The sequence below is a fragment of the Actinomycetospora sp. genome (genome assembly GCF_036497245.1).
GTDB lineage: Bacteria > Actinomycetota > Actinomycetes > Mycobacteriales > Pseudonocardiaceae > Actinomycetospora.
Genome location: NZ_DASXJS010000072.1, coordinates 1 through 11,481 on the forward strand (window position 1 = coordinate 1; position 11,481 = coordinate 11,481).

The window sequence follows — 11,481 nt, forward strand, 5'->3', positions numbered from 1 at the left end:
CGGGCAGGGCGCCGACGTAGGTCCGCCGGTGACCGCGGATCTCGGCCTCGTCGCGGACGCCGCCGAGCGACATCCGCACGAACTCGCGGCCCATCGCGCGGGCCACGGACTCGCCGATCGAGGTCTTCCCGGTGCCGGGAGGCCCGACCAGGGTCAGGATCGTTCCCGACTTCTTGTCGACCTCGACGCCACGGTCGCGCCGCAGCTTGCGCACGGCCAGGTACTCGACGATGCGGTCCTTCACGTCCTCGAGTCCGGTGTGGTCGGCGTCGAGCACGGTCCGGGCCGCGACCGGGTCGAGCTGCTCCTGCGAGAGCTCCGCCCACGGCAGCGCCAGCAGCCAGTCCAGGTAGGTCCGGATCATCGACGACTCGCCGGACTGCTCGCCGGTGCGCTCCAGCCGGGCGAGCTCGCGCTCGGCCTGCTCGCGCACGTGGTCGGGCATCCCGGCCGCGTCGATCTTCGCGCGGTAGTCGTCGCCCGCGGCGGCGTCGTCGGAGACCTCGCCGAGCTCCTTGCGGATCGACTCCAGCTGGCGGCGCAGCACGTACTCGCGCTGGGCCTTGGCCGCGCCGGACTCGACGTCCTCGCGCAGCGTCTTGCGCACCTGCAGCTCGGCGAGCCGCTCGCGCTGCAGGCGCACCGCCAGCTCCAGGCGCTCGCGCACGTCGAGCGTCTCGAGCAGGGACACCTTCTCGTCGTAGGAAATCTCCGGCGCCCAACCGGCCGTGTCGGCCAGCGCGCCGGGCTCGTCGATACCGCGCAGGAGCGCGGCACCACGGCCGTCATCGCCGCGCAGCTCGAGGACCTCCTCGACCACCACGCGGTACGTGCTCTCCAGCTCGCGGACCCGGCCGTCGCGCTCGGTGTCGTCCGGGTGCGGCGTCACGTCGACGCGCAGGTGCCCCGCGTCGTCGGCGCTGCCGGTTCCGGCCTTCCCGCGATGCGTACCGGTCAACTGCACGGCGGTCACCCCGCCGGGCATGCGGGTGCGGCCCGCGACGTCGGCGACGGTGCCGACGGCGGCGAAGCGGCCCTCGTGGCGAGGGACCAGCAGCACCTGCTCGCCCTGCTCCGCACCGACCTCCGCGGCCGGGACCACGACGGTCATCCCGGGGAAGATCACGTTGTCGTCGACGGGGACCAGCAACAGCTCGGACATCTCGTCACCCCATCACTCGTACTTGGTAGCAGCTACAAGCGTTGAAGTAGCTACGGTATTCCACTCAGCGGGGCCGGGCTCGGGCCCAGGTGCTAGCGTCGGCGTCGTTGCAGTCTTGTTTTCCCCCGCGGCCCGCGGTCCGGATCACGTGACACCGGCCGTGCTCGCGCTCGCGGGGAAGCCTCTCCGCGTCGCAGTTCCGGGCAACGCCGACGGCCGTACGGCCGCGGCAGCGCGACGAGAGGAACTCCGTGTCCGACGGAACAGTGAAGTGGTTCAACGCCGAGAAGGGCTTCGGCTTCATCGCCCCTGACGACGGGGGCAAGGACGTCTTCGTCCACTACTCCTCGATCGAGTCGAGCGGCTACCGGTCCCTCGAGGAGAACCAGCGCGTGAGCTTCACCGCCTCGCAGGGCCAGAAGGGGATGCAGGCCGACTCGGTCCGCATCCTCTGACGGCGGGCCGAGGACCCGGGCGCGCTCCGTGCGCGCCCGGCCTCCGGGCCCACCGCGCGTCACCGGTCCCGCCGACCGGCCCGCGACCATCTCGACCTCGAGGAGCTCCATGAGCACCGCAGGCCGGAGCGAGACCCGCGCCCCTTCCCCGGGGGCGGCGTTCTCCGACCTCACCCTCCTGATCAAGCAGGCGGGGCTCCTGGGGCGCCGTCGAGGGGCCTACGCGGTGGTGTTCGCCCTGAACGCGCTGTTCGGCGCGGTGGCCGTCACCGCGTTCGTGGTGCTCGGGGCCTCGTGGTGGCAGCTGCTCACCGCCGTCTTCCTCGGCGCGGTCTCGACCCAGCTCGCCTTCATCGGGCACGACGCGGGCCACCGCCAGATCTTCGCGAGCCGGCGGGCCAACGACGCCGTCGGCTATCTGCACGGCCTGCTGGTCGGCATGAGCTACGACTCGTGGGTCACCAAGCACAACGCCCACCACGCGCACCCCAACCACGCGGACGCCGATCCCGACATCGACATCCCCGTGCTCGCCTTCAGCGTCGAGCAGGCGGCGACGCGGCGCGGGCTGTCCCGGTGGATCGTGGCCCACCAGGCGGTCATGTTCGTGCCGCTGCTGCTCCTCGAGGGCTGGAGCCTGCACTTCGACGCCGCCCGGGCCGCGTGGACCCGCCAGGTGCGCAGGCCCGCCCTGGAGCTCGGCCTCCTCGCGCTGGGCGCCCTCGGCTACGGCGTCGCGGTGTTCGCGGTGCTCACCCCGCTGCAGGGACTCGCGTTCATCGTCGTCCACCAGGGCATCTGGGGCCTCTGCATGGGCCTGGTCTTCGCCCCGAACCACAAGGGCATGCCCATCGTCCCGCCCGGTGCGCGGCTCGACCATCTGCAGAAGCAGGTGCTGACCTCGCGCAACCTGCCGAGCGGGCGCCTCGTCGACTTCCTGTTCGGCGGGCTCAACAGCCAGATCGAGCACCACCTCTTCCCCCGCATGCCACGACCCAACCTGCGCCACGCCCGCGTCGTCGTCGAGGCGTTCTGCCGCGAGCACGGCCTGCCCTACGTCCAGACCGGGATCGGCACCTCCTACGCGCAGATCCTGCGCCACCTCCACGACGTCTCGGCCCCGCTCCGCGGCCCCCGGGCGGCGGCGACGCGCCCGACGGGGTGACCCTCGCCGGGACCCGGGCAATCGTCGCAGCCCTGGCCTGGCCAGGGACGTGACCGGTCAGCTGTTCCGGCGCCCGGGCGGTCTCGGCGCGTTCAGCTCGTAGCGCACGCCGAGCATCCGCACGACGAAGCACACCGTGGCCGAGCCGAACGTCGCGACGACGCCGTAGACGCCGAGCCGCGCCGTGACGGTGGCCGCGGCGGCGCCGAGCAGGGCCGGGACGGCGTAGAGCCCGCTGCTCAGCACCGTCGGGACCCGGCGGACCAGCACGTCCCGCAGCGTGCCGCCGCCGACCGCGGTGATGGTGCCGAGGATGACCGCCTGCACCGCACCGAGCCCGGTCGCGAGCCCGACGGTGGCGCCGGTGACCGCGAACAGGCTCAGCCCGAGGGCGTCCAGCACCTCGATCGGCGTCGTGAGTGCCTCCAACCGCCGGGCGAGGAAGAACGCGATCAGCCCACCGCCCGCGGCGACCGCGAGGTAGCGCCAGTCGCTGAACGTGGTCGGGGGCAGCGAGCCCAGCAGGACGTCGCGAATGATGCCGCCGCCGAGCGCGGTGATCATGCCCAGCGTCACCACGCCGACGATGTCGAGATCGGCGGCGCGCACGGCGGTCAGCGCCCCGTTGAGCGCGAACGCGAACGTCCCGACGAGGTCCAGGACGAGGAGCAGCAACGCCCCGCCGCTCATCGCGCCATCACCCTCAGCCCTACCCGCCCGCCCTCACCGTGACGCCTGGACTGCGCCGGATGCGGGACACGGGGTGTCCGCGTGGCGGGTAGGGCCGTAGGCCAGGATGACGCCGTCGGCCCCGGACCCCGGTCGGCACCTCGGAGTGGCTCGGTCTCGCCGCCGCAGGTGGCTCTCCGGCGGCGAGGCATTCCGGGAGGCGCTCCGGTGTGCCCGGGGCGCGGGCGTCAGCGAGGTTCGGCGAGCTCGGGCAGCTCGGTCGTGCTCACCCGCGCCAGGGCGTCCAGTCCCGCGGCGATGGCGGGCTGATCCCCGGAGCCGGCCCGCACCGCGGTGAGCACGTGCCGGGCGGGGACCGGCACCCCGGCCACCGGGATCCGGCGGGTGTCGTGGTGGGCAGGCAGGTCGGCCAGGCGTGGCACGAGCGCGACCCCGAACCCGCGAGCCACCAGGGCGGCTCCGGTGTCCCACTCGTCGGCGTAGTGGGCCACGGCGGGGTCGAAGCCCGCGCTGGTGCAGGCCAGGGTCACCAGTTGGTGGTAGGCGCGTCCGGGCGTGCCCATGATCCAGGGCTCGGCGGCGACGTCGGCGAGCGCCACCGTCGCGGCCCCGGCCAGCGGGTGCTCCGGACCGATCAGGAGGTCGAGCGGCTCGAGGTAGAGCGGCTGCTGCTCGAACGCGGGGTCGGTCCGGGAAGGGATGCTCGGGGTCGCCACCACCACGGCGATGTCGGTGTCGCCGGAGGCGAGCAGGTCGAACGCCCGGGCCGGCTCGGTCTCGCGCAGCTGCACGCGCAGCGCCGGGTGCTCGGTGCGCAGCCGCGCGAGCGCGCGCGGGGCGACGACGGCGGCCGCGGTCGAGAACCCGCACAGTCGCAGCGATCCGGTCAGCTCACTGTCCCGGTGGGCGGCCAGATCGGCCCGCGCACGCTCCCACTGCGCGGTGAGCGCGGCGCCGTGACCCAGCAGCGTGTGGGCCGCCGGGGTGAGCCGGACGGTGCGCCCGACGTGCTCGAGCAGGACGAGGTCGAGCTCGTGCGCCAGGGCCTGCATCTGGTGCGAGACCGCGGAGGGGGTCAGGCGACACACCTGCGCCGCGGCGGTGACGGTGCCGTGGCGGGCGATCGCCTGCAGGACCTTCAACCGCCGGTCAATCATGTACACAACGTACAAGATCACGTGTACGGAACTCCGATGGACGCGAACGGTCCGCGGTGGGGACACTGACGACACGCACCCCGGTGACGGCGCCCAGGTGCGATTCCCCGTGATCGGTGTTCGTTTCTCGTCGCCCGAGGCAGCTGGAGTCCGCATGGACACGTATCGCGTCATCGTCGTCGGATGCGGCGGCCTCGGATCAGCCGCGCTCTATCGGCTCGCCGCCGAACTCGGTCCGGGCGTCCTCGGACTCGAACAATTCGATCTCGGTCATCATCGGGGGGCCTCGCAGGACCATTCGCGGATCATCCGGCTCGCCCAGCACGAATCCCAGTACGCCGCCCTCGCGGCCCCGGCCTACAAGGCCTGGGACGAGGTGGAGTCCGAGTCCTGCCAGCAGATCGTGACGCGGACCGGCGGGCTGGTGATCGAGGACCGAGTGGCGCGCCGGGGCGCCGCGACGGGCACCCGCAACATCGAGGGCTACACCGGGATGTTCGACCGGTACGGGGTGGCCTACGAGCTCCTCGACGCCGACGAACTCGTCGCGCGGTGGCCCCAGTTCCGGGTCACCGGCGGGGAGCAGGCGCTCTACCAGGCGGAATCGGGCATCGTGGACGCCGCCCGCGCCAACGCCGTCCACATCGCCCTGGCCCGCGCGCACGGCGCGCAGGTGCGGGCGAACACCCCGGTGCGCGCGATCCGCCCCGACGGCGACGGCGTCGTCGTGGTGACCGACGAGCGCACCTATCGCGCCGACCGCGTCGTGGTGGCGAGCGACGCCTGGACCAACCAGGTGCTCGCCGAGACCGGACCGCGGCTGCCCCTGACGGTGCTCCGCGAGCAGGTCACCTACTACGCCACCCCGCATCTCGCGGAATTCGCCCCGTCGCGGTTCCCCGTGTTCATGTGGCACGGCAGCCGCAATTTCTACGGCTTCCCGGTGTACGGCGAGGTCGCCACGAAACTCGGCCAGCACATGGGCGGCGACGAGACCACCGCGGACACCCGCTCCTTCGCTCCCGACGACGTCCGCCGCGCCCGCTACGGCGCATTCGTCGAGGCCCACGTCCCGCGTCTCGGTGGCCCGGAGCTCTATTCGAAGACCTGCCTGTACACGGTGCCCCCGGACCAGAACTTCATCCTGGACCGCCTCCCGGAGCACCCCCAGATCGTGGTCGCCGTCGGTGCCGGGCACGCCTTCAAGTTCGCCGCGCTGATCGGGTCGGTGCTGGCCGACCTCGCCCTCGACCGGCAGCCCGCCCACCCGGTCGACGCATTCCGCATCGACCGGCCCGCCCTGACCGACCCGTCGTTCCCCCGCAGCTTCCATGTCTAGCCCGACCCGCTCCCGGAGGGAGTCCCCGACCGCGATGACCACCACGACGCCCGATCCGAACTCCCTGCTCCCGGCGCGGCCCGTCGATCCCGCGCGGTTCACCGAGGAGGAGGTCTACCGCCGGTCGCGCCTGCCGGTGGAGCTGGCCTCGACGCTGCTCCCCGACGCCTACTGCTCCCCCGAGTTCTTCGCGCTCGAGCAGGACCGCGTCTTCACGTCCAGCTGGGTCGCGGTGGGGTGCGTCAGCGACGTCGACGGTCCCGGGCGCTGCGTGGTCGTCGAGGTCGCGGGCCGCTCGATCATCGTCACCCGCAACCGCCACGGGCAGCTGCGCGGCTTCCACAACCTCTGCCGGCACCGCGCTACGCGCCTGCTCGACGCCCACGCCCGCGAGGTCGGACGTCGTCAGCACATCCGTTGCCCGTACCACAGCTGGACCTACGACACGGACGGAACGTGCCTGGGCACCCCGCTCTTCGAGGGCTCCGACGTGCCCGCCGGCCAGGAGCCGATCTTCGACACCTCGGTGGCCACGGGCTTCGACCGGGCCGACTACGGACTGCTCCCCGTCGCCGTCGAGGCCTGGGGCTTCCTGCTGTTCGTCAGCCTCGCCACGGACCCGGCGCCGCTGGCAACCCAGCTCGGTGACCTGCCGCAGCGCTTCGCCGACTACCGGCTCTCCGAATGGCTGCCCCAGCGGCGGCGCACCTACGACGTCGCGGCCAACTACAAGCTCATCGGCGAGAACTTCATGGAGTACTACCACCTGCCGTGGGTGCACCCGGAGCTCAACAAGGTCTCGAAGTTCTCCGACCACTACCGCTGGCAGGGGCCCGGCCTCTACACCGGGATGTGCACCACCCCGGTCTCGCGCAACACCGACGCGGGCGGCTGGGACGGTCTTCGCCCGCTGAGCTCGCTGGGACCGCGCGACGCCGACGCCGGCCGCTTCGTCTGGATGTTCCCGGGCACCGCGCTCGTGGTCCTGCCCAACCACGCCTTCGTGCTCTTCACCCGCCCGGTCGCGGCCGGGCGCACCGTCGAGTCCGCGGTGCTGCTCGCCCACCCCGAGTCGCTGGACGACCCCGGCGCCGAGGAAGGGCTCGAGCAGCTGGAGAAGTTCTGGGATCTGGTCAACCGGCAGGACCTCGAGATCGTCGAGCGGGTGCAGGACGGCATCGCGAACCCCGCCTACCGGGGCGGACGGATGTGCTTCCGGTTCGAGGAGCCGGTGCACCGGTTCCAGAACATGATCATCGACAAGATGGTCGGGCTCGACCGGGTCCCCGGGGGTGACGAGGAGACGATGACCCGGATGTTCCCGGAGCCGTGACCGCCACCGTGCTCCCCGACCACGCCGGCGCGGCGTTCGACGGGCGGACCCTCGCCGTCGAGGACCCGTCCACCGCGACGACCTTCGCCCACGTCGCGCGCGGTGGCGCGCCCGACGTGGACCGGGCGGTCACCGCCGCGCGGTCGTGCGCCCCGCGCCTGCGCGCGACCCCGCCCGCCGAGCGGGGCCGGGCGCTGCGCCGGCTCGCCGCCGAGGTCGACGGGGCCCGCGAGGAGCTGGCCCGGCTCGAGACTCGGGACACCGGCAAGCCGGCATCGCTCGCCCGGGCCGAGATCGGCGGGTGCGTGGGCTACCTGGAGTTCTACGCGGGCGCCGCCGACACCCTGCGCGGCGAGACGATCCCCGTCGGGCCCGGATCACTCGCCTACACCGTGCCCGAACCGGTCGGGGTCAGCGCGCACATCCCGAGGGTGCGCTGCGCGCTGGTGAGCAGAAATCGCCGCCATAGCGCCTCGCCTGTCGGCCGCCGAAGCCCGCGGCCACCGAGTGGACCCCCGTGGCTACCGCTGCAGCCCTGCGGGTCCACTCGGCCGGACGACCTGACCGGATCCGGGTCCGAGTGGACCTTCACGGCCGCTGCAGCCCTCGGGGTCCACTCGGCGAGGTCTCCGACAGGCTGCCCGGCCGGCCTCGTCCGGAGGGGGTGACCCGGGGTGGGGCGGCCCGCGCGGGCCGACGCGTGCCGGTCACGGCGGGACCTCGCGCATGGAGACGACGTGCAGCCCGAGGGCCTGGAAGCGGGCGAGGATGCCGTGCAGGTGGGCGTCGTCGGTGACCTCGCCGTGCAGGACGGTCTCCGGACTCGCCCGGAGGACCTCGAGCTCCTCGAACTCCCCGGCGGTGTCCTCCGACATCCGCCCCTGGACGCGGAACTCGTAGCGGGCGGCGGCCATGGCGTCCCTCCTGTTCGGGCTGGTGGCGCGGGCGGCCGTCTGGGAACGACGGTCGACAGCGCGGATGTCCGCCGCGCCGGCGCTGCGGGTCACCGGAGGATGCGAGGCCCGGGCGCCGGAGAACTCACCCCGAGCGGGTGAACCCTCGACGGGCGACCGATCGACAGGAACGGGGGCGAACCGCGTGGCCACGGCCCGCGATCGGGACCGATCGGTGCGGACCGGGGCCGGGGTTCCGTCTCATCCCGAAGGGGCGAGGTGGTCCCCCGCCGCCGGGACCACCCTCCGGACATGGGTGAGGCCATCGGGGCGGTGCTGCCCCTCGCCGTCGGGGTGTCGCTGAGCCCCATCCCGATCATCGCCGTGGTCCTGATGCTGGCGACACCGGGCGGCCGGACGAACGGCATCACGTTCGTCCTCGGCTGGGTGGTGGGCCTCGCCGTCGTCGGCACCATCGTCCTGCTCGTCTCGGGCGGGGCGGGCGCGAACGACGGCGGCGGGCCCGCGCCGTGGGTCGGGATCGTGAAGCTCGTCCTCGGCGTCGGGCTCGTGGCTCTCTCCGTCGTCCAGTGGCGCCGCCGTCCACGCGAGGGGGACGCGACCTTGCCCGCCTGGATGACGACGATCGACACCTTCACCCCCGTCAAGGCCGCGGGCCTCGGGCTCGGTCTCTCGGCGGTGAACCCCAAGAACCTCCTGATCACCGTCGGGGCCGCGGCCGCCATCGCCCAGACCGGCGCGGGCGCGGGCGGCGCGGCGGTGGCCCTCGCGGTGTTCGTCGTCCTCGCCACGATCGGCCCGGCGGTCCCGCTGATCATCGACGTCGCGCTGGGAGACCGTTCGGCGGTGGCGCTCACGGGACTGCGCGGCTGGATGGCCGCGCACAACACCGCGATCATGTGCGTCCTGCTCGTCCTCATCGGCGTGAAGCTGATCGGCGACGGGGTCACGGTGCTGACCACCTGAGCGCCCGCCCGGATCTCACCCTCGGCGGGTGATGTCGTCCGGGGCGTCCGGAGGTGAGGTGGATCGTCGCGTCCGCGCCCGTGAGGAGCCACCGTGAGCCAGCCACGCACCTCCCGACCGTCCGACCAGGGCACGTGGTGGACGTCCCGGTGGGCACTCGGCGTCCTGATCGCGGTGATCGCCGTGATCTTCGTGATCGAGAACCGGGATCCGGCCGCGATCCGCCTGCTGATCCCGCTGGTCGTCATGCCACAGTGGGCCGCGCTCACCATCGCCGTCGTGCTCGGCCTCGCCATCGGGTACCTGCTGCGCCGACGCAAGTGACCCGGGCTGCCCCGGACGGCACCGGTCCGCCGTCCCGAACGGCCCAGTCCGGTAGGCCTGTCGGCCAATCGATGTACAGCGGGTCGGAGACCTCCTACATTCGGTTGACCTCGACTTCCCGTGCCCCCGGAAGCCGGATCGGCCCGGCCGGGCCGAGTGCGGACGAAGCCCAGTCGATCGAGCACGTCAGGGGGCGCGCTCAGATGGAGCGACCATCACCGCCCCTCGAGGCCGAGAGCGCGATCCGTCACGGCAAGATCGAGGTGCCTGCGGTCCCCGGCCCGTTCGTCCCCCGGCCGGGGCTGCGTGCCGAGCTCGACCGGCAGGCCGATCCCGGGAACGCCGGGCACGTCGTGCTCGTCAGCGCCGCGGCCGGCTACGGCAAGACCGCCGCGGTGGCCGACTGGGTCCGTGCCTCCCCGGAGCACCCGACCGTGTGGCTGCGCCTCGACGTCGGTGATCGCGACGAAGCGCAGTTCTGGACCTCGCTCCTCGCGGCGCTGCGCACCTGCCCGGGAGTGCCCCCCGGCAGTCGGCTGCGCTCCCTGAGCGCCGCGTGGTCCCCCACGGGGTCAGCGGCCCGCACGGCCTTCGTGGCCGCCGTGCTCAACGCCCTCGATGCGCTCCCGACCCCCGTCCGGATCGTGCTCGACGACGTCCACGTGCTGGTCGCCCACCCCGGCCTCCACGGCCTCGACGACCTGGTGGCCCACAAGCTGGCCGGCCTGTCGCTCGTGCTGATCAGCCGGCTCGACCCACCGGTCGGGCTGCACCGCCTGCGGCTGGAGGGACGCCTGGGCGAGATCCGGGCGCAGGAGCTCACGTTCACTCCGGGCCAGGCCGCGGAGCTCTTCGCCGCCCAGGCCCCGCGGCTCACCCCGGAGCAGGTGGGGGTGCTCCACGACCGCACCGAGGGCTGGGTGGCGGCGCTGCGCCTCGCGATGGTGTCGCTGCGCGGCTGGGACGACCCCGCCCGGTTCGTCGAGGAGTTCGCCGGGGACGACCGCGGCGTCGCCGACTACCTCATCGGGGAGATCCTCGGCGGGCTCGGGGAACGCGACCGGGTCGTGCTCGACGCGACGTGCGTCTGCGACACCGTCACCGCCGAGCTCGCCGTGACGCTCTCGGGCCGCGACGACGCCGGTGAGGCGCTCGAGAGCCTCGAGGAACGCACCGCGCTGCTCACCCCCACCGATCCCCACCGCACCCACTACCGCGTCCACGACCTGCTGCGCTCCCACATCCTGGCCCGCCTGCGCCGCAGGCAGCCCGCCACGCTGGCGTCACTGCAGCTGCGGGCGGCGCACTGGCACCGCACACGCCACGAACACCTCGAAGTGGTGCGCTACACCGCGCTGGCCGGCGACGACGAGGCCACCCGTGCCGCCCTGCGCGCACACGCGATCGAGCTGATCGGCCGCGGGCAGTTCACCGCGATCGCCGAGACCGCCGCCCGGGTCGCCGACCGCGACGACGACCCCGACCACCGGCTCCAGCTGATCCGGGCCCTGGTCGAGCTCGAACGCGGCCCCGTCGACGACGCGGCCCGGCTCGTCGACGACGCGGAGGCCCATCTCGAGGACGACGACGGCAACCTCGCCGTCTTCCGCCGGGTCGTCCGCACCCGGCGGGCGCTCGCCGAGGGCCGGAACGCGGACGCGGTCGCCGCCGCCCGGACCATCCGGCCCGACGACGCGGTCGGGCGACCGCTGCAGGCGCTCGCCCTGGTGACGCGGGCGACCGCCCTCATGGCCACCGATCCGGTGCTCGCCCGCGACGACTGCGGTCGTGCCCTCGCCCTCGCGGACGGGCACGGGTGGCCGTACCTGAGCATGCAGGGCCTCGCCACGCTGGGCGTCCTCGACGCCACCGACCCCCACCGGCGCACCACCGACGTCGCGCGCTCGGCCGACGACCGCGCGACCAGCCAGGGCTGGCAGGACTCGGCCTGGGCCGTCAGCACCCAGATCGTGCTC

General features: G+C 73.4%; 12 protein-coding genes. 8 read left to right on the plus strand and 4 right to left on the minus strand.

Annotation, left to right across the window (positions count from 1 at the left end; all coding sequences use genetic code 11):
- Positions 1-1,162, minus strand: a 1,162-nt coding sequence (locus VGI02_RS07725) for an LON peptidase substrate-binding domain-containing protein (RefSeq protein WP_331626715.1), incomplete at its 3' end; no start/stop codon positions are given.
- Positions 1,163-1,413: 251 nt separating this feature from the next.
- Here VGI02_RS07725 and VGI02_RS07730 point away from each other — a divergent pair.
- Positions 1,414-1,617, plus strand: coding sequence for a cold-shock protein (locus tag VGI02_RS07730; RefSeq protein WP_331626716.1), 204 nt, complete (start codon positions 1,414-1,416; stop codon positions 1,615-1,617).
- Between the two features lie 109 nt (positions 1,618-1,726).
- Complete coding sequence (locus VGI02_RS07735; protein WP_331626718.1) at positions 1,727-2,782, plus strand: fatty acid desaturase family protein; 1,056 nt, start codon at positions 1,727-1,729, stop codon at positions 2,780-2,782.
- A 57-nt stretch (positions 2,783-2,839) separates the two neighbouring features.
- On the opposite strand, the gene VGI02_RS07740 is transcribed toward VGI02_RS07735, so the two are convergent.
- Both VGI02_RS07740 and VGI02_RS07745 read right to left on the minus strand, forming a co-directional pair.
- Positions 2,840-3,472: a trimeric intracellular cation channel family protein gene (locus tag VGI02_RS07740; protein ID WP_331626720.1), complete on the minus strand. Its 633-nt coding sequence runs from the start codon at positions 3,470-3,472 to the stop codon at positions 2,840-2,842.
- Between the two features lie 227 nt (positions 3,473-3,699).
- A complete protein-coding gene (locus VGI02_RS07745) occupies positions 3,700-4,629 on the minus strand; it encodes a LysR family transcriptional regulator (protein WP_331626721.1) in 930 nt (309 codons plus the stop codon).
- Between the two features lie 154 nt (positions 4,630-4,783).
- Between VGI02_RS07745 and solA the strand changes: the two genes are divergently transcribed.
- The 3 genes from solA to VGI02_RS07760 are packed head-to-tail and all read left to right on the plus strand — an operon-like array spanning position 4,784 to position 7,969.
- Entirely contained in the window at positions 4,784-5,968 is a 1,185-nt protein-coding gene (gene solA, locus VGI02_RS07750; RefSeq protein WP_331626722.1) for an N-methyl-L-tryptophan oxidase, read from the plus strand.
- A gap of 34 nt (positions 5,969-6,002) precedes the next feature.
- Complete coding sequence (locus VGI02_RS07755) at positions 6,003-7,301, plus strand: aromatic ring-hydroxylating oxygenase subunit alpha (RefSeq protein ID WP_331626724.1); 1,299 nt, start codon at positions 6,003-6,005, stop codon at positions 7,299-7,301.
- Entirely contained in the window at positions 7,298-7,969 is a 672-nt protein-coding gene (locus tag VGI02_RS07760; protein WP_331626725.1) for an aldehyde dehydrogenase family protein, read from the plus strand. Before VGI02_RS07755 ends, VGI02_RS07760 begins: the two co-directional genes overlap by 4 nt.
- Positions 7,970-8,008: 39 nt before the next feature.
- Here the strand turns inward: VGI02_RS07760 and VGI02_RS07765 are convergent, their stop codons facing one another.
- Positions 8,009-8,308, minus strand: coding sequence for a DUF8691 family protein (locus VGI02_RS07765; protein ID WP_331626726.1), 300 nt, complete (start codon positions 8,306-8,308; stop codon positions 8,009-8,011).
- Positions 8,309-8,506: 198 nt separating this feature from the next.
- On the opposite strand from VGI02_RS07765, the gene VGI02_RS07770 reads away from it, so the two are divergent.
- The 3 genes from VGI02_RS07770 to VGI02_RS07780 all read left to right on the plus strand — a co-directional run.
- A complete protein-coding gene (locus tag VGI02_RS07770; RefSeq protein ID WP_331626727.1) occupies positions 8,507-9,181 on the plus strand; it encodes a GAP family protein in 675 nt (224 codons plus the stop codon).
- 93 nt (positions 9,182-9,274) lie between these two features.
- Positions 9,275-9,505: a LapA family protein gene (locus tag VGI02_RS07775; protein WP_331626728.1), complete on the plus strand. Its 231-nt coding sequence runs from the start codon at positions 9,275-9,277 to the stop codon at positions 9,503-9,505.
- Between the two features lie 203 nt (positions 9,506-9,708).
- Positions 9,709-11,481: winged helix-turn-helix domain-containing protein (locus VGI02_RS07780; protein WP_527249126.1), on the plus strand; the 1,773-nt coding region annotated here is incomplete at its 3' end.